We start from the raw sequence: 22,941 nt of genomic DNA, 5'->3' as shown, positions 1-22,941 counted from the left end.
AGAATGCAGACCGTTTTAGCGAAAATCGTCGCCGATAAGGCCATCTGGGTTGAAGCACGCAAGGCGCAGCAACCGCTCGCCAGCTTTCAGAATGACGTCGTACCCAGCACGCGCCGCTTTTATGATGCCCTGCAGGGCGCGCGCACCGCGTTTATTCTGGAGTGCAAAAAGGCGTCTCCGTCCAAAGGCGTCATCCGTGACGATTTCGACCCGGCGCGCATTGCCGGAATTTACAAACACCATGCGTCCGCCATCTCGGTGCTGACGGATGAGAAATATTTTCAGGGCAGCTTTGATTTCCTGCCCATCGTCAGCGGCATTGCGCCGCAGCCGATCCTCTGCAAAGACTTTATTATCGATCCGTATCAGATCTGGCTCGCGCGTTTCTACCAGGCCGACGCCTGCCTGCTGATGCTCTCGGTACTTGATGACGAGCAGTACCGCCAGCTCTCTGCGGTGGCCCACAGTCTGAACATGGGCGTGCTGACCGAAGTGAGCAACGAAGAGGAGCTGGAGCGCGCCATCGCCCTTGAGGCAAAAGTGGTTGGCATTAACAACCGCGACCTGCGCGACCTGTCAATCGACCTTAACCGTACGCGCCAGCTTGCACCACGCCTGGGGGCGGGCGTGACGGTCATCAGCGAATCCGGCATCAACAGCTACGCCCAGGTGCGTGAACTGAGCCACTTTGCCAACGGTTTCTTGATCGGCTCCGCGATGATGGAACATGACGATCTCAACGCGGCGGTCCGCCGCGTGTTGCTGGGTGAAAACAAAGTGTGTGGATTAACGCGCGAGCAGGATGCCAAGGCCGCGTATGAAGCGGGCGCTATTTATGGCGGGCTGATTTTCGTGGACTCATCGCCCCGGGTGGTGAGTGAAGACCAGGCCCGTAACGTTATTGCGGCGGCCCCGCTCAGCTACGTGGGCGTGTTCCGCAATGCCGATATTGCCGACGTAGCAGCAAAAGCCGAGGCGTTATCCCTGAGTGCGGTACAGCTGCACGGCAATGAAGATCAGGCGTATATCGATGCGCTGCGCGCCGCGCTGGCGCCTCGGGTGCAAATCTGGAAAGCGCAAAGCGTGGGCGATACGTTACCGGCGCGTAATCTGAATCATGTCGATAAATACGTGCTCGACAACGGCCAGGGCGGCTCGGGCCAGCGCTTTGACTGGTCCTTGCTGAAAGACGAAGCGCTGGACAATGTCCTGCTCGCGGGCGGTCTCAGCCCGGATAACTGTGTAGAAGCGGCCAAAGCCGGCTGCGCCGGTCTCGATTTCAATTCAGGCGTAGAGTCCCAGCCGGGCATAAAAGATGCCAGCAAGCTGGCCTCGGTATTTAAAACTCTGCGTGCATATTAAGGAATAAACAATGACGACATTACTAAACCCGTATTTTGGTGAGTTCGGTGGTATGTACGTGCCACAGATCCTGATGCCCGCTCTGCGCCAGCTGGAAGAAGCCTTTGTCAGCGCGCAAAAAGACCCGGCGTTCCAGGCCGAGTTTACCGATCTGCTGAAAAACTACGCGGGGCGTCCTACGGCCCTGACAAAATGCCGCAACCTGACCGAAGGCAGCAAAACCACGCTGTATCTCAAGCGTGAAGATTTGCTCCACGGCGGTGCGCATAAAACCAACCAGGTCCTTGGCCAGGCGCTGCTCGCAAAACGCATGGGCAAAACCGAAATCATCGCCGAGACCGGCGCAGGCCAACACGGTGTGGCATCTGCCCTCGCCAGCGCCCTGCTCGGCCTGAAATGCCGTATTTACATGGGCGCGAAAGATGTCGAGCGTCAGTCGCCAAACGTCTTCCGTATGCGCCTGATGGGGGCTGAGGTGATCCCGGTTCACAGCGGATCCGCCACGCTGAAAGATGCCTGTAACGAAGCGCTGCGCGACTGGTCCGGCAGCTACGACACCGCGCACTATATGCTTGGCACCGCCGCAGGTCCGCACCCGTTCCCGACCATCGTGCGCGAATTCCAGCGCATGATTGGGGAAGAAACGAAAGCGCAGATCCTCGAAAAAGAGGGGCGTCTGCCGGATGCGGTTATCGCCTGCGTGGGCGGCGGCTCAAACGCCATCGGGATGTTCGCTGATTTCATCGATGAACCTCGCGTTGGTCTGGTTGGAGTAGAGCCTGCCGGTCACGGAATCGAATCGGGTGAACACGGCGCGCCGCTGAAGCATGGTCGGGTTGGGATCTACTTCGGTATGAAGTCTCCTATGATGCAGACCGATGAAGGCCAGATTGAAGAGTCTTACTCCATCTCCGCCGGACTGGATTTCCCGTCAGTAGGGCCTCAGCACGCTCACCTGAACAGCATTGGGCGCGCTGAATACGTCTCGATTACCGATGACGAAGCGCTGGAGGCGTTCAAGACCCTGTGTCGTAACGAAGGGATCATCCCGGCGCTGGAATCTTCCCACGCCCTGGCGCACGCTCTGAAAATGATCAAAGAGAACCCGGAGAAAGAGCAGCTGCTGGTGGTCAACCTTTCCGGTCGCGGTGACAAAGATATCTTCACCGTTCACGATATTCTGAAAGCACGAGGGGAAATCTGATGGAACGCTATGATAACGCATTTGCACAGCTGAAGGCCCGCCAGGAAGGCGCGTTTGTCCCCTTCGTCACTCTGGGCGACCCGGGACCTGAGCAGTCGCTTAAAATTATCGATGCCCTGATTGAAGGCGGTGCGGATGCGCTGGAGTTGGGCATCCCTTTCTCTGACCCACTGGCGGATGGCCCAACCATTCAGGATGCCACCCTGCGCGCTTTTGCCTCCGGCGTTACCCCAACTCAATGTTTCGAGATGCTGGCGGCAATCCGTCAGAAACACCCGACCATCCCGATTGGCCTGCTGATGTACGCCAACCTGGTCTTTAACCGCGGCATTGATGAGTTTTATGCCGAGTGCGCTCGCGTCGGCGTTGACTCTGTGCTGGTGGCCGATGTGCCGGTTGAAGAGTCTGCACCGTTCCGCCAGGCGGCGATGCGTCACAACGTTGCACCGATTTTCATCTGTCCGCCAAACGCAGATGACGAACTGCTGCGTCAGATTGCTTCTTACGGACGGGGGTATACCTACCTGCTCTCCCGTGCGGGTGTGACTGGCGCTGAAAACAAAGCGGCGCTGCCTCTGCATCATCTGGTGGAGAAACTGGCCGAGTATCACGCGGCTCCGCCGCTGCAGGGCTTTGGTATCTCTTCACCGGATCAGGTTGCAGCGGCAATAGATGCAAAAGCCGCGGGCGCGATTTCCGGCTCTGCGATTGTTAAAATCATCGAGAAAAATCTTGATAAGCCCGACCAGATGCTGGCTGAGCTGAAAACATTTGTTAGCGAAATGAAAGCGGCAACCCGCAAAGCCTGATCCTGCCACCGTCTGGTCACTGGACCAGACGGTTCCTCTTATTCCCTGTGAAACAGGCAATGATATTTTCGGCGTTATGAAAGCGTGGCACCTTCCAGTAGGCCATTTACCAACAGGGTAAAAACCTGAATCGCTTTTGGTAATGCATCCTGCGGATTTTCGCTTGCAGCCACCCACTGCGCGGCATTCAGTGCGGCCCCGTTTAGCAGCCAGGCAGTGGCATCGACATCTACCGGCTTGATTAAGCCGCGTTCAATCAGATCTGAAATGCGCTCCCGCGTGGCATCGAGGCAGTTATTCTGACTCGGCCATTTTGTAGGGTCCCCGAGAAAAGCCGGGCCATCAAGCAGAACGATGCGCCGGACCTCTTCATCAAGCGCCATCCTGATATAGGCGATCCCTTCAGCCAGAAGCTTTTGCTGGTCATCACCGTAATGTGCCGCGGCATCTTTGGCACTTTGCGCCATTTCAGAATCCACCTGGGTAACCACAGCGGCAAGTAACCCTTTTTTGTCCCCAAAATGGTGGTAAAGGGCCCCACGCGTCAGGCCAACGCTGGCGGTCAAATCATCCATTGATGCTGCGGCAAACCCTTTTTCGGCGAAGGCTTTTCGTGCAGCAGCAATCAACTTTATGCGGGTTTCTTCCATCGTTTCGGCGCGGCGTTTGGCAGCCATACGGACTCCTTGCAATAAACGCCGCGCAGGAAGTTTGACATACGCGGCGTATGTGTGATTAATTTTACATACGCCGCGTATATTAAGTCATTTATCTATGCCGCGCATCCGCTGTCGTCCACCCAAATAAAGGATACGTTATGAACCAACCGAAACCCGTTTTCCCTGCAAATCGCCATGCGCTCTATGAAAAGCATGGTTATTCCGCAGCGATCCGCTCTGGTGATTTATTGTTTGTGTCCGGGCAGGTGGGGAGCCGGGAAGATGGCACACCCGAGCCGGATTTTGCCGCGCAGGTAGAACGTGCCTTCGATAATCTCAAGGCCACGCTTAATGCTGCAGGCTGTACGTTCGACGATCTTATTGATGTGACAACCTTTCATACCGATCCAGAGAATCAGTTCCCAACCATTATGCAGGTGAAACAAACCCTTTTCCCGAAGCCCCCCTATCCGAACTGGACAGCGGTGGGCGTGAACTGGCTGGCAGGCTTTGATTTTGAGATAAAGGTTATTGCCCGAATCCCTGAACATCAGGAATAAAGAGATCACACACAGATATCAGGGAGCGATATCTGTGTGTGAAATCGCACGGCTATGTTTGATTTGGCGTGAAACGATAGATGGCTATGAAGGGATTAAATAGCAAAGAAGAATGTACGTAATACCGCACTGATAAGCTAAAACCACTGGTCCCTTTTTCAGGGTTTCCACAATAAACGGCGACCATCATCAGTCGCTCCACCCTTTATAAAATGCTGAAAGATGAGGCTATCACAGGGCAAGTTTGAACTTTATTATAAATTATCAAGTCATATCGATAATTATTATATTTGTTGATGATTTATTGAGCTCAGGTGTGAACTTATAGTCACGGACGTAGACAATAACTTTTTTACACAAGGATGGTTTATATGAAAAGGTTTTTTATGACGGCTGCACTAACGGGTTTATTTGTCAGTAATAATTCGTATGCAGGAGAAAGCTATCTGGTCTATAACCCACAAAATATTGCGGTATTTGAAGTGCGTTTCTTTAATGTTGGCGACGGCCCCTTTATGCCGAACTGGCCGAGCGCGGCTGAATCAACGTGGGATCTTGGCCAGCAACAAAAAGAAAAAATACTCGATGCCATGCGTTACTGGGCTGAAGTCATTACCCCCAGACCAGGGCAACTGCCCGCCATTATCAATGTGGGGACGTTTAATGACGAGAATGCCGCTGGTTCCAGCGATTCAGTTACCAATGGCATTATCAGTCTGACGCGGTTGCAGGGAGCGTTGAACGGCATTGATACCGGAGAGCTGACCTTCGGCTCCCACGCCCAGTTCATCATGGGCAAAATGGATTTTGACAATGTTCCCTATGTGCCTGCGCAATTGCCGCGCACTGGAAAGGTTGATCTGGTCAGCGTCGCTGTTCATGAGTTGGCCCATGGCCTGGGAATATCCAATATGGTTACCGATCTGCACGGAAGTGGCACATTCACGCCCGCTTTCGAAAACAGACCTTTTGGATCCTGGACCAGCCATCTGCGCGATGACCGTGGCAATCCTGCCCGACCAGGGCAAGTCATATTGTGCAATGGATGCAATAACAGATGGGATCCGCAAGGCTTTGATGTCCGGCTCGATAAAGGCTATTTCACCGGCGAGCACGTAAATGAAGTGCTTGCAGGCGCCATGCCTGGCGTGCCGGTGAAAATGTTAGCAGACGACGGTTGGGTCGATGATGATTACATGAGCCATATCGAGCTGAAGAACAGCATGATGAGCCATCAGAACTACCGTAATTACACGACCTTTATGGAAGCGGAACTGGCGTTGTTGCAGGACATGGGATATCAGATTGACCGACGTAACTTTTTCGGTTTTTCGCTGTATGGCAACGGGCAAACTCTTGTTAACCGCAATGGATATTTTCAGCGTAATCAGCAGGCGGATGGCTATCTGGCTGGGCAATATAATACCGCTAATCTGGGGGTTGGCCTGCATGTATATGGCAGTAATAACCATATCTTTCAGCAAGCGGACCTGTTGACATCAGGGGCTGGCGGCGCGGGTATCCGTATAGATGGGCAAAATAACACCCTGAGCATCGAACCCGGAATACGGGTATACGCCGATGGCGTAAATGGCCGTGGGGTGATGTTTGCCTACGGTAAAGAGCACAACCTTATTCAACGCGGCGATGTTCAGGCACTGGGCACCAGTGGCGTCGCTATTAGTTTTGATTTTGGCAATAACCTGCTGGGTAATGAAGTTGACTATCGTGGATCCTGGCTCCATATCGTGGACGGATATTACGATGCATTATTACCCGAGCTGCAGGGAGCCCTGGTGGATAATGCCGACATCAGCGGGCGGGTTGCCGGTAAAGGCGCGGCAATTTATATTTCACCAAATGCGCTGGTCGGTAATATAAATATATTATCGGGTGCCCGGCTGGAAGGCGATATTTATTCGGACTACGCCGAGCAGGACGCCTATGGCCAACAGCGGTTAACACAGCTTACCTTCGGTCGGAAGGCCAATGCGTATGGGCAGGCGACGGAAGCTGCTGATTCTGCTTTCCGCTTTGCTTATCGCGGAAACATTGAAGGTATTAATAATCTGGCACTGGACGCGCGCGGAGGGAAAACCTCGCTAAATGGCGATTTTCAGATCTACAGCATGATTATCGCGCCAGGTGCCACCCTATCCGGCAACGGCAGCTACACCCTTAATGAGGAAGGCCGCTTTGTAAACAACGGGATCCTTGCGCCGGGTAATTCACTTGGGCAAATCACTATCTCAGGTGCTTATCAACAGGGGGATACCGGGCAGCTGGTGTTGGAAGTCGACGGGCGTGGCAGGCATGATACTTTGCGAGTGGACGGCCACGCACAATTTGACGGTCAACTGACGTTTGCGCCGCAACCGGACTGGTACGCGACAAACTGGCGTCTGAATTCGCGAGATTTGCTAAAAACAGACTCTTACAGCGGCAAGTTCAGTGCGGTGAACAGCGTGCTCCGCTCTCCCACGCTAACGCTGCAGACAACGCCTCAGGGAAATAATGGCTGGCAGCTCTCCATGCTACGCGCTTCAAACGCATACAGCCGGTATGCGCAAGACGCCAATGCGCGGCAGGTAGGGCAAGCGCTGGATAAAATTGTGGCAGATGCTAAGTCGGATATACAGCCGCTGTACCGTACTCTGGATTTCTCAGCCGCTGATGGCGGGAGTATCAGCCATGCCCTGCCGCAGCTTTCTGCGGGCGCCTACAGCGCCATGTTCGCAAGTTCCCTTCAACGTGAACAACAGATAGCGCGGATCATTGGCGGGCCTCATCCTGCTGTAATGTCGAAACAACTGGCGGAAGGCGAATGGCGCAGCTTTGCCATCCCCTTTGGCGGCGGCTTCTGGCAACAGCGCCAGGGGGACAGTGTAGGGTACGACGCCAACAGTTATGGCATGGTGTTCGGTGCTGAAAAACAAAACGATCGGAATCACAACTGGATTTATGGCTTTCATGGTGCGGTCAGCGGCCAGTCGGTGACGGTGAAATCACCAGAAACCGCGACCGGGAAAACCACTGCTTTCGATCTGGGTATTCATGCCCGTTACGGCGCTGAAAGGTCCGAAGGGATGTATTTATTCGGCACAGGCCGATTGGGTATTGAAGACAGCTGGATGGATAGAAACATTCATGTAGAAACTTACGGAGCAAACCACCATGCCACCTGGACCGGACTGACAGGCTCTGTTACGGCCGGCGGGGGCTATCGATGGGCGCTGAATGATAATGTGAGCGCCGGACCGGTAACGTCATTAAATTACACCTCATTACATCGACCTGGCGTGAAGGAAAGCGGCAATGACGGCAGCCGGCTGATGCTGGATTCGGAGACCTTCGATTCTCTGAGATCAAGTATCGGGGTGAATGGTAACTGGAATGTACCGCTCGCTTCAGGGGCGTCTATCGCAGCTGATTTGCAGCTTACCTGGGATCATGAACTTCTGGATGGCAATGTAGAGCAACAAGCCTCTTTCGCCAACTATCGCAGCACATCGTTTAGTTCCAGGAATCAGGTGGCTGGCCGTGACACTCTGGGTGTAAAGGCGGGAATGCGCTATAAAATCAACACTGATGTCGAATTGGGCATCGGGGTTGAAAGCGAAATGTTTCGTTCTGGCTATAACGCGATCGCAGGTAATCTTTCAGCTACCTGGCGTTTCTGATGTCTGAGAATGAGAAAATAATACGGCTGATCGTAAATTAATTCACCGTTCCCCCGGCGTTGCCGGGGGATTCCGACAGGTTACATTCACTTTTTTATGGTATCAGAAATGGCTTGTGTCTCCGTGACCATGCTCACCTGAACCTTCAACCCGCTTAAGCTGGATCACCTCACCACGCTGCCAGGCATCAGCGCCTTTAGCAACCGGGTGCGCCACAATATCCTTACGTTCTTGTTTGATAGCCTGCGTGCTGACGTTAAAGCGCCGATCTCTGTCCGCCAGCAGTTTGGGGTCTAACTGCCCTTCCCCGGTAAAGCCCATCATCAGTGTCGGAATGCCGAGCGGCAGCGTTTTATCGCGGTCGGTGTGCCAGGTATGCCAGGTCTTCCCGTAGGTATTCACAATTTTGCTCATCAACGCTTTGTCTGCCACTGCAGGTAAACCCGGGGCAATCAGACTGCCGGATTTCACTTCATATTGATGGCTATGCCACAATTTTTTTTCTTCCGGCGGCAGCGTGTTAAACAAACGCTCACTAATGATGTACTCAACGCCCATTAAACGGGCATCTTTGGTGTTACCGTCGTAGATCACCGCCTGCATCACCTCATCATTCAACACTGTTACATAATGATGGGCTTCCATCTGGCCATTTTTATCACCGCTATAAAAATGGAAACCGTCAAGATAGGCACTCATTGCATCAACGGGCGGACGGGACTGGATAAGCTGAGCACCGGCTTCCAGCGTGCTCATGCCGGCGGAGGTTTTTACACCCGGAACAGGAGTATTTGAAGGGGTATTGTTCGCGCCGCACCCCACTAAAGTCAGGCTCGACAATAATAAAAGCGATAGTGGTTTCATTGGCCCTCCCTGTAATCGTCACTTTACTGAAAGTAGTACATTCGCGCAGACCCGCCAGGAGAATTTTTACTAAACCATCGGGCAAAGTGGCATAGCTTCCGTTTACACACCACGTCCATGCCCCTCTCTCTCCACTTCAGGAACGGCAGCGTCAGGCTTGTTATCGTACTCCATACAAAAAGTGTTCTTAAGAAAGTACTTAAAGAGACGAAGGCAATACCTGGCTGGCCGCTGGTCAAGTGCAAAAAAACAGCTAAGCTTCTCGGTAAGAAATAGAAATGGGCGCCTGTAAATGCAGGCAAAATTCGGCACTAGCCGGTAAATCTTACAATTGGAGCCTCTATTCCCGAGTGGATGGTTATAAACCTTTGCTCTGTTTCAATTACCCAGCATTATTAACATATATATAACTATTTTGTGCGGCATATAAAACCGCAAATTTACCTTATGGGCAAGCAAATCACCCTGATTTTCTTTATTATATGGTTTAATTGTCTATTTTTATTATTATTTTCAGGTTATCTCACAAGTTTCCCACACCTGTCACTGAGACTATTCCTAACACAGTTAGGTGAAGATCCTGGTTAATATAAAGCACTGTTAAGAATTTAATGCCTTGTTATAAATAACCATATGAAAATAAATGCCTTTTTCCTCACCTCAAAAAATCAATATTTTAATTTTGTGTAAATATTGCCCCAGACACAGAATCTCATTTCTACGCCCGCGTTGACACTCATTAGGAAAAAACTTAAATTCACTTCCAAGCAAAATAATTATCAAAAATTAAATTTGCCCATCCAATTCTGGTGGGCAAAAAAGAACCTCATTTGATGGAGAATAATTCAAGCAACCCAATACCCCTGTAGTTTTACAGCCCTGACAAACAAAATGATAACTTCAAGGACTATGAGGTGCGAAACCATATGGAATATAAATACTGCTCCGATAAATACATTTGGTCTGCCCATGACTCCTTCTTCTGTAAAGGACTATACGAACTGATTGCGGATATCGATGAATTAATCTACCTGTCACTGGAGAAAATAAAAAGAGATTTTGTATTCATCAATCTTAATACGGCTTCTTTAACCGAGTTTATCACGCGCGATAGCGAATGGCTGGCTGCGGTAAAGGGGAAGCAGGTCATACTGATTGCGGCCAGAAAGTCAGAAGCTCTGGCGAATTACTGGTATTACAATAGCAATATCAGAGGCATTGTATACGTTGCTTTGTGTCGTGACATTCGTAAAGAGTTGGCCTATGCAATCAATGGCAGGTTTCTTCGCAAAGATATTAAAAAAGATAAAATCACTGACCGGGAAATGAAAATAATTCGTTTAACAGCCCAGGGCATGCAACCCAAATCGATCGCAAGAATAGAAAATTGTAGCGTAAAGACAGTATATACCCATCGGCGTAACGCTGAGGCAAAACTGTATTCCAAAATATATAAGCTGGTTTAATAACCGTCGAATAACGTTTTTAAGATGATTCACCGGGACATCATGTCCTTAATTTAACTCAGGATGAAAAGCGATGAAAAAAAAGGTCTTGGCAATAGCTCTGGTAACGGCGTTTACCGGTATGGGTGTGGCTCAGGCTGCTGACGTAACAGCTCAGGCTGTAGCGACCTGGTCTGCGACTGCCAAAAAGGACACGACCAGCAAGCTTGTGGTGACCCCCCTCGGCAGCCTGGCGTTTCAGTATGCCGAAGGCGTCAAAGGTTTTAACTCACAAAAAGGGCTGTTTGACGTGGCGATTGAGGGTGACTCAACGGCTACCGCCTTTAAGCTGACCTCGCGTCTTATCACCAATACCTTAACACAGTTGGATACCTCCGGCTCCACACTGAGCGTGGGCGTGGATTACAACGGTGCGGCAGTCGAAAAAGCTGCCGATACCGTAATGATCGATACCGCAAACGGTGTACTGGGCGGCAACCTCAGCGCGCTCGCTAACGGCTACAACGCCAGCGGCCGTACCACCGCGCAGGATGGATTCACCTTCTCCATCATCAGTGGCACCACCAACGGTACTACCGCAGTGACCGATTTCAGCACCCTGCCGGAAGGGGTCTGGAGCGGCGACGTCAGCGTACAGTTTGATGCCACCTGGACCAGCTAAACCACTTGATGCACAAGCAGGGGCCCTCCCCTGCTTTTATTCACGGACGGAATTGTTATGAAAAAACGCCTTCTGGCACTCGGGCTGCTGCTCATCGGGGGGGCGCCGGCGCAGGCGCTGGATGTCGGCGATATTTCCTCATTTATGAACAGCGGCAGCAGCACGCTGAGCAAGACGATCAAAAATAGTACCGACAGCGGCCGCCTGATCAATATTCATCTCGAACGACTCTCCTCACCGCTGGATGACGGGAAGGTTATCCCAATGGACAAACCCGATGAGGTGCTGCTCACCCCTGCCAGCCTGCTGTTGCCCGCCCAGGCCAGCGATGTAATTCGTTTCTTCTACAAAGGGCCATCAGATGACAAAGAGCGCTATTACCGCATTGTCTGGTTCGATCAGGCTCTCAGTGACCTCCAGCGGGATAAAGCCAACCGCAGCGCGGTGGCTACCGCCTCTGCACGCATCGGCACCATCCTGGTAGTGGCACCCCGTCAGGTGAACTACCGCTTTCAGTACGCCAACGGCGAGCTTACTAATTCCGGGAATGCAACGCTGCGGATCCTTGCCTATGGCCCCTGCATAAAGGCCGCCGACGGTAAGGAGTGTAAGGAGAATTACTACCTGATGCCGGGTAAATCACGTCGTTTTACGCGTGTGGATACGGCGGATAAAAAAGGACGTGTTGCGCTTTGGCAGGGTGAGCAGTTTGTTCCTGTGAAATAGACAGCTGTGCAGATGGATAACGACGATGCCTCTACGACGGATTTCCCAAGAACTGAAGACGCGGTTTGCCTTCAGCATACTATTTTTGTTCGTTCAGCCTGATGCAAGCGCTGCTGGCATCGGTGCGCAGCAGATTGGCGGCGTGATGATTCCGCAGGCCTTCAGTCAGGCGTTGCAGGACGGCATGAGCGTCCCGCTCTATATTCATCTCGCCGGCAGCCAGGATACGCGGGACGACCAGCGGATCGGCAGTGCCTTTATCTGGCTGGATGGTAACCAACTGCGTATAAGGCAGATCCAGCTGGAAGAGAGAGAAGATAACGCCAGCGTGAGCGAGAAGACCCGGCAGCAGCTGAACAGCCTCGCCGACGTCCCGTTCAGCGAGGCACTCACCATTACCCTGACAGACAATGCACAACTGGATCTTAGCCTGCGCCAGTTGCTGCTGCAGCTGGTGGTCAAACGCGAGGCGCTGGGTACTGTGCTGCGCGCGCGCAGCGATGATATTGGCCAGTCCAGCGTCAACGCCGTTAGCAGCAACCTGACCTATAACCTCGGCGTCTATAACAACCAGATGCGTGATGGAGGAAGCAATACCTCCAGTTACCTGTCGCTGAACAACGTCACCGCCCTTCGGGAGCACCATGTGGCGCTGGATGGCTCGCTGTACGGTATCGGCAGCGGTCAACAAGACAGCGAATTATATAAGGCAATGTATGAACGCGATTTCGCCGGCCACCGTTTTGCGGGCGGGATGCTTGATACCTGGAACCTGCAGTCGCTGGGACCAATGACCGCCATTTCGGCCGGGAAGATTTACGGTCTTTCCTGGGGAAATCAGGCCAGCTCCACCATTTTCGACAGTAGTCAGTCGACTACGCCAGTGATCGCTTTTTTACCCGCAGCGGGAGAAGTGCATCTTATCCGTGACGGGCGACTGCTGAGCGTTCAGAACTTCGCTATGGGTAGCTATGAAGTGGATACCCGCGGACTACCGTACGGTATTTATGATGTGGAAGTGGAAGTGATCGTCAACGGTCGCGTGGTCAGTAAACGCACTCAGCGAGTCAATAAGTTGTTCAGCCGGGGACGCGGCGTGGGTGCGCCACTGGCGTGGCAGGTATGGGGCGGCAGCTTTCATATGGATCGCTGGTCAGAAAACGGGAAAAAGACGCGACCGGCAAAAGAGAGCTGGCTGGCCGGCCTCTCGGCGTCCGGCTCGCTCGACACGTTGAGTTGGGCTGCAACCGGATACGGCTATGACAATCAGGCGGTGGGCGAAACCCGTCTGACACTGCCACTGGGTGAGTCGGTCAACGTTAATCTGCAAAGTATGCTGGCCAGCGATAGCTCATGGAGTGGCGTCGGTAGTATCAGCGCCACGTTGCCTGGGGGCTTCAGTTCGCTTTGGGTCAACCAGGAGAAAACACGCATTGGCGATCAATTACGGCGCAGCGATGCTGACAACCGGGCCATCGGTGGAACCTTAAACCTCAACGCATTATGGTCGAAGCTGGGCACCTTTAGCATCAGCTACAACGATGACCGGCGCTACAACAGCCATTACTACACGGCGGATTATTATCAGACGGTTTACAGTGGCACCTTTGGCTCTCTTGGCCTGCGGGCGGGGATCCAGCGCTTTAACAATGGCAACAGCAGCGCCAATACAGGGAAATATATTGCCCTCGACCTGTCGCTGCCTTTAGGGAACTGGTTCAGTGCCGGGATGACCCATCAGAACGGCTACACCATGGCTAACCTGTCGGCGCGTAAACAGTTTGATGAAGGAACAATTCGCACCATCGGCACCAATCTGTCGCGGGCCATCTCCGGGGATACCGGGGATGACAAGACACTCAGCGGTGGAGCCTATGCCCAGTTTGATGCCCGCTACGCCAGTGGCACGTTGAATGTCAATAGCGCAGCGGACGGCTACGTTAATACCAACCTGACTGCCAGCGGCAGTGTCGGCTGGCAGGGCAAAAACCTCGCCGCCAGCGGACGCACCGACGGCAACGCCGGTGTGATATTCAACACCGGACTGGATGATGACGGGCAGATAAGCGCCAAAGTAAACGGGCGAATTTTCCCACTGAGCGGCAAGCGTAACTATCTGCCCCTCTCTCCCTATGGCAGGTATGAGGTGGAACTGCAGAACAGTAAAAATTCGCTCGACAGCTACGACATCGTCAGCGGACGCAAGAGTCATCTGACGCTCTATCCCGGCAACGTCGCAGTGATTGAACCAGAGGTGAAACAAATGGTTACCGTCTCAGGTCGTATCCGCGCGGAAGACGGCACGGTGATGGCTAATGCACGAATTAACAACCATATCGGCCGGACCCGAACCGATGAAAGCGGCGAATTTGTCATGGACGTGGACAAGGGTTATCCCACTATCGATTTTAGCTATGGCGGCAATAAGACCTGCGAAGTAGCGCTGGATCTCAGCAACGCGCGTGGTGCCGTCTGGGTTGGGGATGTGGTCTGTAGCGGCCTCTCATCATGGGCGGCAGTACAACAGACAGGAGATAAGAATGAAAGTTAACCCACTGATAGCGCTGGCGATCCTCGCGCTACTCTGGCCAGTGACTGTGCTCAGGGCCGCCGTGACCAAAACCACGTGGCCGGATGCACCGGCGCGTGAGTTTGTGTTCGTTGAAAACAACTCCGACGATAACTTTTTCGTCACACCGGGCGGGGTACTGGACCCACGCCTGACCGGTGCCAACCGCTGGACCGGTTTGAAATACACAGGCTCAGGCACCATTTATCAGCAGAGCCTCGGCTATATCGATAACGGCTACAACACCGTGCTTAACGCCAACTGGAAGTTTGATATGTGGCTTGAAAATTCGCCGGTGTCGCACCCCTTGACCGGCCTTCGATGCATCAACTGGTACGCCGGTTGCGATATGGCTACCAGCCTAATCCTGCCGCAAACCACCGATGCCAGCGGATTTTATGGCGCAACAGTGGCCAGCGGGGGCGCAAAGTGGATGCATGGCATGATGTCCGACGCGTTCTATCAGTATCTGCAGCAGATGCCCGTCGGCGGCAGCTTTACGATGACCATCAATGCCTGCCAGACCTCTGCGACCTATGACGCCAGCAGCGGTGCCCGCTGTAAGGATCAGTCCTCCGGCAACTGGTATGTCCGCAACGTCACCCATACCAAAGCCGCAAATCTGCGGTTGATCAATACCAATTCCCTGGCGGAGGTATTTATCAACAGTGATGGTGTACCGACTCTGGGTGAGGGAAATGCCGACTGCCGGACGCAAACCATCGGCAGCTTATCAGGATTAAGCTGCAAAATGGTCAGCTATACCTTGCAGACAAACGGGTTAAGTAACACCTCGATCCGTATTTTCCCGGCAATTGCCAATTCGTCGCTTGCCTCTGCCGTCGGTATATACGATATGCAATTCAGCCTGAATGGCAGTTCGTGGAAGCCAGTAAGCAATACTGCCTATTTCTATAACTTCAACGAGATGAAGAGCGCAGATTCGATCTATGTTTTCTTTTCAAGCAACTTTTTTAAGCAGATGGTTAATCTCGGGATCAGCGATATTAACACCAAGGATCTGTTTAACTTTCGCTTCCAGAACATCACCTCGCCGGAGTCGGGATGGTACGAGTTTTCCACCTCCAATACGCTGATTATCAAGCCCCGTGATTTTAGCATCAGCATTATCTCCGACGAATATACGTCGTCGCCATCACGGGAGGGATTTGTTGGCAGCGACGAACCGGCACTTGATTTCGGCTACATTGTCACCACCAGCGGTAAAACGGCCGCCGATGAAGTACTCATCAAGGTGACCGGACCGTCACAGATGATTGGCGGGCGTTCCTACTGTCTCTTCAGCTCCGATGACGGTACCGCAAAAGTGCCGTTTCCGGCCACGCTCTCATTTATTACCCGCAACGGGACGGAGCAGTCCTACGATGCCGGGTGTGATGACAGCTGGCGGGATATGTCCGAGGCGCTTTGGTTGACTACGCCCTGGACCGATATCTCCGGCGAAGTCGGGCAATTGGATAAAACGACGGTGAAATTTTCGATTCCGATGGATAACACCATTTCACTACGTACGGTGGACGATAATGGCTGGTTTGGCGAAGTCAGCGCTTCAGGAGAAATTCATGTTCAGGCGACGTGGCGTAACATTAATTAAAGCCCTGCTGGCCCTGGGCTTGCTTCTGGCAGCTTCTCAGACACAGGCTATTTCGGTCGGTAACCTCACCTTCTCCCTGCCGGCTGAGATGGATTTCGCCAGCAAACGGGTAGTGAACAACAACAAAAGCGCGCGGCTGTACCGCATTGCTGTTAGCGCCATCGATCGCCCTGGTGGCGGTGAAGTGCGCTCCCGACCGGTGGATGGCGAACTGTTGTTCGCCCCCCGACAGCTCACGTTACAGGCCGGAGAAAGCGAGTATTTCAAATTTTATTATCATGGCCCCCGAGATAACCGCGAACGCTACTACCGGGTTTCATTTCGCGAGATCCCCACCCGCAACCTGACGAGGCAGAGCCCGACAGGCGGTGAGGTCAGCATGGAGCCGGTGGTGGTGATGGATACCATTCTGGTCGTTCGCCCGCGTAAGGTTCAGTTTCAATGGACCTTCGACAAGGTGGCCGGGACGGTGAGCAATACCGGTAACACCTGGTTTAAATTGCTGATCAAACCGGGATGTGATTCGACCGAAGATGAGGGCGACGCGTGGTATCTGCGTCCCGGTGATGTGGTTCGTCAGCCGGCGCTGCGTCTGTCGGGTCATCATTATCTGATCTATAACGACAAATTTATAAAGATCAGCGATACCTGCCCGGCGGAGCCCCGACCAGCGGACTGACCCTTATATCAATTAATAATCAGAATGACACTGGCGTGCTGATTAATGAGCATACACAGGCCGAGTATGGAAAGAGATGACATAAATATAGAATTGGCATCAAGCTATGAGTGTAATGGTGACTATTTCTATGCTTGCAGACTCTGGTTAAGAGCCGCACGCTATACGCAGAATATTGAGAAATTTATCTGGATTCGTAAACGACTGAGACGATGCAAGGCGTTGATGTGCATCTCTGGGTTAATCAGGACACACAGATGTGAGTAATGTATCCAGGCTTATATGAAAATCCGAAATGTGGGTGTGAATTTTATTGAAGAGGGAATATATGCGTACTCGTCCAGCCTCCCGATTGTTAGTCCTTTCACCTGAACATCATGTACTGCTCTTTAGATTCTGCCATAAAGATGATGCTCTAAAGGGAAAAACATACTGGGCTACGCCAGGCGGAGGACTTGAGCACAATGAGTCTTTTGAGCAGGCAGCGCTACGTGAATTATTTGAAGAAACAGGCCTGGCAAGAAGCACTGCGGGGCCACAAATAGCCTCGAGGACCTTCCCGATGATGCTGCCCAGTGGTGAGACCGTTCTTGCTGAAGAACGTTTCTTTATTATAAATGCAGATAAATCAGATATTGACCGTTCAGGTTGGAGTAACAATGAAAGAGAAGTTATACGCGATCACTACTGGTGGAGCTTAGAAGAGCTCAGACAAACCAATGAAATCATCTTCCCACTCGATTTGATAATTAACCTACTTGAAGGCTTCCTCAGCACCTCATTCACCGAACAGGCTTAGAAGTCCGCTCCTGGTACGCAGCGGACAAGCTAACTGGGCTAAACGTCTGCTTTGAGCGAACAACGGACTTTCAAAGAGGATGACTGTAAAATCATTCAGGAAAAAGCTAAAGCTGAAAGGTTTGTTCATTATACGGAAAACGTTCATGCGCGAAGATTTTAATGATTATCTTGCGTTCCTTGCTGTCGCGCAGGAACGGAGTTTTACCAGAGCTGCTGCACGGCTGAATATTTCTCAATCAACGCTGTCTCACATTATCAGACGTCTTGAGGAAAGGCTCGGTATGCGGCTACTGATGCGTACAACGCGCAAAGTGGCACCCACCGATATCGGTGAAAAACTTATGGCCGCGCTTGAACCGCGCCTCAACGCCATAGAAACAGATATCTCTGACCTGCTTCGTTATCGCGACACACCTGCGGGAACGGTAAGGCTCACGGTTTCAGATCACATGCTGCATGAGTACATCTGGCCGGCTCTGGCCCCGATCCTTAAACATTATCCTGATATTCAGGTCGAACTGTCTCAGCAAAACGGCTTTATCGATATTGTTGAGGGGCGCTTTGATGCGGGAGTTCGGTTAGGCGATGATGTGGTCAAGGATATGATAGCTGTCAGGATTGGGGCTGACTGGCGGCCTGCCGTAATTGGATCTCCGGACTACTTTGCCAGAGCCGGTAAACCTTCACACCCTTCAGAACTGGCTGGTCATAACTGCATCAATGTCAGACACTCCGGTGCCGGACAGCTGTACGCATGGGAGTTTGAAAAAGGGGATGAGAAACTGAACATGAAAGTTCAGGGTCAGCTGATATACAGCAGTGTTTATCCGATGCTCACGTCTGTTGAGGGTGGGTATGGACTGGCATATGTTCCGGATAATCTGGCCGAACCCGGGATAAAGCAGGGGAAGTGGGAGAGAGTGCTTGAGGATTGGAGCCCTGTTTTCAAGGGCTATCATCTTTATTATCCCAGCCGGCGACAGATGTCGCCGGCACTGAAAGTTATTATTGATGCCTTACGCATCCCTTCGGCGGGTTAGGCGGCCTGTCTGGCATTCATTTTCCTGTCAGTGAGCGACGCCCGGGCAGGACGGCAATAATGGCAGAGGCTACCAGCAGGGCGGTGGCGAGCATGAAGGTGCTGACCCTGCCCTGGTGATCAAATAATTCGCCGCCAGTGAATGCGCCCATTGTAATGGCGAACTGAATCAGGGCGACCATCAGGGCACCGCCAGCCTCCAGTTCATCCGGAATAATCCGGGTCATCCAGGTATTCCATACGACAGGAATGGGAGTCACAAGTATGCCCCATACCAGAAGCAATGCTCCTGTGGCGGCGGGTATGTGTCCCAGCCCCGTGAGCAGACCTGCGACGATCGCCAGGCCCGCCGGTAAACCGGTGAGAGCTGGCAGCAGATTATCCCTGACAAAAAAACCTGAGATCAGCGTTCCCGTCAGACCTGCGATGCCTACGCCCAGCAGGAACAGGGAAATCATGTTGATGCCCAGTCCAGTGACGCTTTCGAGGAAAGGACGCAGGTAAGTGGACAGCGAGAACTGTCCCATGAAGGCAAGCGTCACGGCAATCATGCCCAGGGCGAATGTCCGGCTGCGTAACAGGGATGCTATCTGTCTTATGCTGGTATCACGTTGCGGCGGCAGTTTCGGTATGACGACCATCTGCCATATCAGGCAGATCACGCCCGCAGGTACCACGGTAAAGAATGCACCCCGCCAGCCGATGAGGCTGCCCAGAAAGCTTCCCAGCGGTGGCGCCACCACGAACGCCTGTGCGGTCCCGCCCTGCAGAATGGCGATAGCTTTAGGGACACTCACGGGACGCACAACCCGTACCAGAATGGCCGTAGAAAGCGACCAGAATCCCCCAATAGATATACCAATCAACGCACGCCCGAACATAAACATGCCGTAGCCGTGAGCAGATGTGACGATGACCCCGGAAATCACCATCACAAGGGTATAGAAAATCACTGCTGTACGCCGGTCGAAGCGGGCAAGCAATGTGTTACCAAACAGGCTCGTAATCACCGCAAACAGCCCGGAAAAGGCAATGGCCTGACCCGCCTGGCCTTCCGTGACCGACAGATCATTTGCAATTGGGGTCAGCAGACTGACCGGCATAAATTCTGATGAAACGAGGACGAAGCACAGCAGAGCCATGCTGATGACTGCACTCCAGGCAGACGTCATTTCGGGCGCACTGAAGCCGCCCGCATTAAGCGGTTTATTCATAGATAATTTCTAAAGATGATGGTGAACAGTTACCACAGGCTCACAGCCTGCAGTCAGATAAAAAAAGCAGGATGACGGCGGAGCAGCGATTTCAATCTGCCCCGCCTGAACAAAGGTTAAAAACGTATCTGCGTCGTGATCAGCGTGAAGGTGACTCTACCTGCCCCTGGGCTATCAGTGCCTGAACGGACTCATGGATCGCTTCCAGGCTGCTGTAACGGGGCTGGTAACCCAGCCTGACGCGGGCTTTCTCAATGGAATGTGAAGAACTTCGCACCACATGCCCTCTGGAGTTTTCAGCAAACTCAGGTTCAAGCCCGGCAAGCCACTCGTCAAAAGGCTGGAACTTCAGGGACGGTTCCCTGCCAAACCAGCGGAAAACGGCTTCAGCGTAACCCCTGAGCGTGATGGCCTGGCCGGATACCGCATTGAAAATTTCACCTACTGAAGCAGAACGGTTTTCAATAGCCTTAATGATAAGCTGTGCGACATCAACAGCATGAACATGATGTACCGTTTCACTTCCGAGATTAGGCAGTGCCAGCGTTTCACCACGGGCAATACGCGAATACACTTCAGGATTCGAATTCCCCTGAGGCGTGGTCGGTACCCATCCTTCGCCGACAATATGTCCCGGACGGAAACAAGTAGCCGGGAAGCCAGACAGCCGCGCTTCACGCATCAGCCAGGCTTCGCTTTCTGCTTTACCCTGTCCGTAAGCATCAATCGGGCTGACAGGATCTGTTTCCAGAGAGGGGACTGACACATAACGACCGTAAACCCAGATTGAACTGCAGAAAATATAATGCTCAATCCTGCCGCGAAGCGCTTCAACAATCTGCTGCGTACTGCCGAGATCAAATGCAATCATGTCGATGACAATATCGGCCTGAAGCTCAGCAATACGTTGACCAAAGGTTCCTTTCTTTTCTTCTTCCAGCCGGTCAATAACAACGTTTTCGATGAGAGACCATGCGTAATGAGGGCGATAAGGCTTTGCTGCGCCCCGGCTGACGTTTACCACCTGGTGACCCAGTTCAACCAGCATTGGCACGAGATAAGAGCCCACGTGGCCACTGCCACCAATGACAACGATACGAGACATAGCTTTCTCCTTAATGTATTTCCGCAACGGCTTCTGAAGCTATCCCCTGCCGGGAATGGCTCAGTCAGAAAGGCATAGCCTGAATGCTTGTATTAACAAGAAAGGTATTGTAGTGCGCACTGTCATGTTTGACTTTAATCGAATTCAGAATGCTTTTATGGCGAAATAGCAATAATCACTAGGAATTGATTTGCAGAAGCATAAATACCAGAACTGTTATTCAGCTTTACCGGAAGAGATCAATGTCCGCTTTTGACACAGGGCTGCTGTTGCAGCCCTCATAAATTAAACTTCAATAGACTCAGATATCTCTAGGGCATCATCCACTTCAATACCGAGATAACGGACGGTACTTTCGAGTTTCTTGTGACCTAAAAGTAGCTGGATCACTCGAAGATTCTTCGTTTTTTTATAGATCAGATATGGCTTGGTTCTTCGCATAGAATGCGTGCTGTACAGAGCCTCGTCGAGACCCAGCTTATCAATCCATCCATGAAAAATACGGTTATATTGCCTTGTTGAGATATGCTGTGAAGAACCGACGCGGGACTGGAACAGATAGTCGCTACTACGTAGATGAGCCATTTTGATCCACGCTGCTACAGACTCTCTTGTTCCTTTAGTCAGTTCAAACTGAACGGGGCTTCCCGTTTTTTGCTGCAGCACTGTCGCTCTGCCCGAAACAGAGTTCCCATAGGCCACATCAGAAACTTTTAGCTTAACCAGATCACAGCCCCGAAGTTTACTGTCCAGAGCCATGTTAAATAGAGCTAAATCGCGTACTTTTCCTTCCAGCTCAAGTCTGATACGGATTCCCCAGATATGAGAGATCTGAAGAGGCCGTTTCTGGCCAATAATACGGCCCTTGTTTCAGGGGGATGTTGTCATGCTCAATCTCCTTTGGGTTAGGAGATGTGATTATGGTTGTCCCATATGAGCGAACAGCGGACGTTGGCCGACCGCTCTTAGCGGCAAACGCCGCCATATTTAAATAAAAAAGGCCCCCCTGTCAGGTGGCCTGTTCAGTGAACCTTTACGTTATAAAAGGTTATTCAGCAAAACACTTCCTTGCATGCTCTTCCACGAACGCCGTGACGGCTTCCGGCGCTTCAAGCGGCGGGAAGTGGTTCACGCCTTTAAGGATTTTCAGCTCCGCGCCGCCGCCCAGCACCTGCTGCAGCGCCGCTGCAAACGGAAGCGGGTTAGGCGCGTCATTTTCACCCTGAAGAATCAGCGCAGGCGCGGTGATTGCATCATACTGATCGGCCATTTCATGGTTCAGGAACGCAGCGGCATTGGCCTGCATCGAGTGCGCCGGCCATTTAGCAGCCTCTGCGCCCACGCTTTCAGTAACCCCAAACGGCTTATAAAACGCCACGGCACCGGAAGGCGTTGATACCGCCTCGCAGACCATATCGACCGTCATACCCGCGTCACGCATCTGCTTCCCATCCACGTAGCAGGCGGTGTACACCAGCCCGGCAACCTGCTGCGGATATTTCACCGCAAACGTGGAAATGATGTTGCAGCCGATGGAGTGAGACACAAGCACGACCGGCCCCTTGATGCCGGCAGCATCAATCACGGCTTTTAAATCTTCAGCGTGGCGGGGAATGCTGTAAGCCTCCGGCTGCAGCGGTTTGGCCGAGCGCCCGTAGCCGCGGCTGTCGTACGCAACCGTGTGGAATTTTGCAGATAGTGCGTCAGTCTGCGCCTGCCAGATATCACTGATACCAAAGTACCCGGCGACAAAAACAACCGGCATGCCCTGGCCCTTTGCGTCAAAATAAATCTCAATGCCGTCATCTGTAGTTGCGTAAGACATTCTTCATTCCTCATTTGTTAACCGTCATGAAAGTATAAAGAGTGTGCGGCGCACTCCGTGAGAGGCAGGAAAGTCATAATTCGATGGTTTCGGGTCAAGTTAA

The 22,941-nt window shown here is 52.3% G+C and carries 19 protein-coding genes; 13 read left to right on the top strand and 6 right to left on the bottom strand.

Annotation, left to right across the window (positions count from 1 at the left end; translation table 11 throughout):
* Positions 1-3: 3 nt before the first annotated feature.
* From trpCF to trpA, 3 genes are read left to right on the top strand one after another with little or no spacing between them, the layout of a single operon-like run.
* Positions 4-1,362 (top strand): bifunctional indole-3-glycerol-phosphate synthase TrpC/phosphoribosylanthranilate isomerase TrpF, encoded by a 1,359-nt coding sequence (gene trpCF, locus ACWKX3_RS04060; protein ID WP_220710244.1) that lies wholly within the window; start codon positions 4-6, stop codon positions 1,360-1,362.
* A 10-nt stretch (positions 1,363-1,372) separates the two neighbouring features.
* Positions 1,373-2,566: a tryptophan synthase subunit beta gene (trpB, locus tag ACWKX3_RS04055; RefSeq protein ID WP_220710245.1), complete on the top strand. Its 1,194-nt coding sequence runs from the start codon at positions 1,373-1,375 to the stop codon at positions 2,564-2,566.
* The gene (gene trpA / locus ACWKX3_RS04050) at positions 2,566-3,375 is read left to right on the top strand and encodes a tryptophan synthase subunit alpha (protein WP_058608661.1); all 810 of its coding nucleotides are present in this window, start codon (positions 2,566-2,568) and stop codon (positions 3,373-3,375) included. Before trpB ends, trpA begins: the two co-directional genes overlap by 1 nt.
* Positions 3,376-3,449: 74 nt before the next feature.
* Here trpA and ACWKX3_RS04045 read toward each other — a convergent pair whose 3' ends face one another.
* Complete coding sequence (locus tag ACWKX3_RS04045) at positions 3,450-4,052, bottom strand: TetR/AcrR family transcriptional regulator (protein WP_058608660.1); 603 nt, start codon at positions 4,050-4,052, stop codon at positions 3,450-3,452.
* A 140-nt stretch (positions 4,053-4,192) separates the two neighbouring features.
* Between ACWKX3_RS04045 and ACWKX3_RS04040 the strand changes: the two genes are divergently transcribed.
* Together ACWKX3_RS04040 and ACWKX3_RS04035 are read left to right on the top strand one after the other, a co-directional pair.
* Positions 4,193-4,594, top strand: coding sequence for a RidA family protein (locus ACWKX3_RS04040; protein WP_058608659.1), 402 nt, complete (start codon positions 4,193-4,195; stop codon positions 4,592-4,594).
* A gap of 371 nt (positions 4,595-4,965) precedes the next feature.
* Positions 4,966-8,274 carry an autotransporter outer membrane beta-barrel domain-containing protein gene (locus ACWKX3_RS04035; RefSeq protein WP_454541314.1) on the top strand — a complete coding sequence of 1,103 codons (3,309 nt, stop codon included), beginning with the start codon at positions 4,966-4,968 and terminating at the stop codon, positions 8,272-8,274.
* Positions 8,275-8,376: 102 nt separating this feature from the next.
* Here ACWKX3_RS04035 and ACWKX3_RS04030 read toward each other — a convergent pair whose 3' ends face one another.
* Positions 8,377-9,138 carry an OBAP family protein gene (locus ACWKX3_RS04030; RefSeq protein WP_058608657.1) on the bottom strand — a complete coding sequence of 254 codons (762 nt, stop codon included), beginning with the start codon at positions 9,136-9,138 and terminating at the stop codon, positions 8,377-8,379.
* A gap of 926 nt (positions 9,139-10,064) precedes the next feature.
* Between ACWKX3_RS04030 and ecpR the strand changes: the two genes are divergently transcribed.
* The 8 genes from ecpR to ACWKX3_RS03990 all read left to right on the top strand — a co-directional run bounded on the left by ecpR (position 10,065) and on the right by ACWKX3_RS03990 (position 18,695).
* Positions 10,065-10,604 (top strand): ECP biosynthesis operon DNA-binding transcriptional regulator EcpR, encoded by a 540-nt coding sequence (ecpR, locus tag ACWKX3_RS04025; protein WP_006175711.1) that lies wholly within the window; start codon positions 10,065-10,067, stop codon positions 10,602-10,604.
* A gap of 73 nt (positions 10,605-10,677) precedes the next feature.
* Entirely contained in the window at positions 10,678-11,265 is a 588-nt protein-coding gene (gene ecpA / locus ACWKX3_RS04020) for a common pilus major fimbrillin subunit EcpA (RefSeq protein WP_006175714.1), read from the top strand.
* Between the two features lie 57 nt (positions 11,266-11,322).
* Positions 11,323-11,991, top strand: coding sequence for an EcpB family pilus assembly chaperone (locus ACWKX3_RS04015; protein WP_058608656.1), 669 nt, complete (start codon positions 11,323-11,325; stop codon positions 11,989-11,991).
* A 25-nt stretch (positions 11,992-12,016) separates the two neighbouring features.
* Complete coding sequence (locus ACWKX3_RS04010) at positions 12,017-14,542, top strand: CS1-pili formation C-terminal domain-containing protein (RefSeq protein ID WP_454541313.1); 2,526 nt, start codon at positions 12,017-12,019, stop codon at positions 14,540-14,542.
* Positions 14,532-16,175 (top strand): fimbrial adhesin EcpD, encoded by a 1,644-nt coding sequence (gene ecpD, locus ACWKX3_RS04005; RefSeq protein WP_454541312.1) that lies wholly within the window; start codon positions 14,532-14,534, stop codon positions 16,173-16,175. Before ACWKX3_RS04010 ends, ecpD begins: the two co-directional genes overlap by 11 nt.
* Positions 16,144-16,854 (top strand): fimbrial biogenesis chaperone, encoded by a 711-nt coding sequence (locus ACWKX3_RS04000; RefSeq protein WP_101737592.1) that lies wholly within the window; start codon positions 16,144-16,146, stop codon positions 16,852-16,854. Before ecpD ends, ACWKX3_RS04000 begins: the two co-directional genes overlap by 32 nt.
* Positions 16,855-17,182: 328 nt before the next feature.
* Positions 17,183-17,653, top strand: a complete 471-nt coding sequence (locus tag ACWKX3_RS03995; RefSeq protein WP_454541311.1) for an NUDIX hydrolase — start codon at positions 17,183-17,185, stop codon at positions 17,651-17,653.
* Between the two features lie 145 nt (positions 17,654-17,798).
* The gene (locus ACWKX3_RS03990; protein WP_058608821.1) at positions 17,799-18,695 is read left to right on the top strand and encodes a LysR family transcriptional regulator; all 897 of its coding nucleotides are present in this window, start codon (positions 17,799-17,801) and stop codon (positions 18,693-18,695) included.
* Between the two features lie 16 nt (positions 18,696-18,711).
* Here ACWKX3_RS03990 and ACWKX3_RS03985 read toward each other — a convergent pair whose 3' ends face one another.
* The 4 genes from ACWKX3_RS03985 to ACWKX3_RS03970 form a co-directional block, all read right to left on the bottom strand.
* Entirely contained in the window at positions 18,712-19,908 is a 1,197-nt protein-coding gene (locus ACWKX3_RS03985) for an MFS transporter (RefSeq protein WP_454541310.1), read from the bottom strand.
* 139 nt (positions 19,909-20,047) lie between these two features.
* Complete coding sequence (locus ACWKX3_RS03980; protein ID WP_454541309.1) at positions 20,048-21,013, bottom strand: NAD-dependent epimerase/dehydratase family protein; 966 nt, start codon at positions 21,011-21,013, stop codon at positions 20,048-20,050.
* Positions 21,014-21,298: 285 nt separating this feature from the next.
* A complete protein-coding gene (locus ACWKX3_RS03975) occupies positions 21,299-21,871 on the bottom strand; it encodes a site-specific integrase (RefSeq protein ID WP_454541681.1) in 573 nt (190 codons plus the stop codon).
* Between the two features lie 190 nt (positions 21,872-22,061).
* Positions 22,062-22,838 (bottom strand): alpha/beta fold hydrolase, encoded by a 777-nt coding sequence (locus ACWKX3_RS03970; RefSeq protein ID WP_101737582.1) that lies wholly within the window; start codon positions 22,836-22,838, stop codon positions 22,062-22,064.
* Between the last annotated feature and the right edge of the window lie 103 nt (positions 22,839-22,941).

Source organism: Enterobacter sp. UPMP2052 (assembly GCF_053709675.1).
The sequence above is the reverse complement of the archived record's forward strand: the minus strand, read 5'-3'. Positions and strand labels throughout refer to the sequence as shown.

Coding starts and splice junctions, on each gene's coding strand:
- ACWKX3_RS04015 (WP_058608656.1), top strand. CDS start 11,323: ATGAAAAAACGCCTTCTGGCACTCGGGCTGCTGCTCATCGGGGGGGCG.
- ecpR (WP_006175711.1), top strand. CDS start 10,065: ATGGAATATAAATACTGCTCCGATAAATACATTTGGTCTGCCCATGAC.
- trpB (WP_220710245.1), top strand. CDS start 1,373: ATGACGACATTACTAAACCCGTATTTTGGTGAGTTCGGTGGTATGTAC.
- ACWKX3_RS03980 (WP_454541309.1), bottom strand. CDS start 21,013: ATGTCTCGTATCGTTGTCATTGGTGGCAGTGGCCACGTGGGCTCTTAT.
- trpA (WP_058608661.1), top strand. CDS start 2,566: ATGGAACGCTATGATAACGCATTTGCACAGCTGAAGGCCCGCCAGGAA.
- trpCF (WP_220710244.1), top strand. CDS start 4: ATGCAGACCGTTTTAGCGAAAATCGTCGCCGATAAGGCCATCTGGGTT.
- ACWKX3_RS03970 (WP_101737582.1), bottom strand. CDS start 22,838: ATGTCTTACGCAACTACAGATGACGGCATTGAGATTTATTTTGACGCA.
- ACWKX3_RS04030 (WP_058608657.1), bottom strand. CDS start 9,138: ATGAAACCACTATCGCTTTTATTATTGTCGAGCCTGACTTTAGTGGGG.
- ecpA (WP_006175714.1), top strand. CDS start 10,678: ATGAAAAAAAAGGTCTTGGCAATAGCTCTGGTAACGGCGTTTACCGGT.
- ACWKX3_RS04000 (WP_101737592.1), top strand. CDS start 16,144: ATGTTCAGGCGACGTGGCGTAACATTAATTAAAGCCCTGCTGGCCCTG.
- ecpD (WP_454541312.1), top strand. CDS start 14,532: ATGAAAGTTAACCCACTGATAGCGCTGGCGATCCTCGCGCTACTCTGG.
- ACWKX3_RS03990 (WP_058608821.1), top strand. CDS start 17,799: ATGCGCGAAGATTTTAATGATTATCTTGCGTTCCTTGCTGTCGCGCAG.
- ACWKX3_RS04035 (WP_454541314.1), top strand. CDS start 4,966: ATGAAAAGGTTTTTTATGACGGCTGCACTAACGGGTTTATTTGTCAGT.
- ACWKX3_RS03995 (WP_454541311.1), top strand. CDS start 17,183: ATGCGTACTCGTCCAGCCTCCCGATTGTTAGTCCTTTCACCTGAACAT.
- ACWKX3_RS04040 (WP_058608659.1), top strand. CDS start 4,193: ATGAACCAACCGAAACCCGTTTTCCCTGCAAATCGCCATGCGCTCTAT.
- ACWKX3_RS04010 (WP_454541313.1), top strand. CDS start 12,017: ATGCCTCTACGACGGATTTCCCAAGAACTGAAGACGCGGTTTGCCTTC.
- ACWKX3_RS03985 (WP_454541310.1), bottom strand. CDS start 19,908: ATGAATAAACCGCTTAATGCGGGCGGCTTCAGTGCGCCCGAAATGACG.
- ACWKX3_RS04045 (WP_058608660.1), bottom strand. CDS start 4,052: ATGGCTGCCAAACGCCGCGCCGAAACGATGGAAGAAACCCGCATAAAG.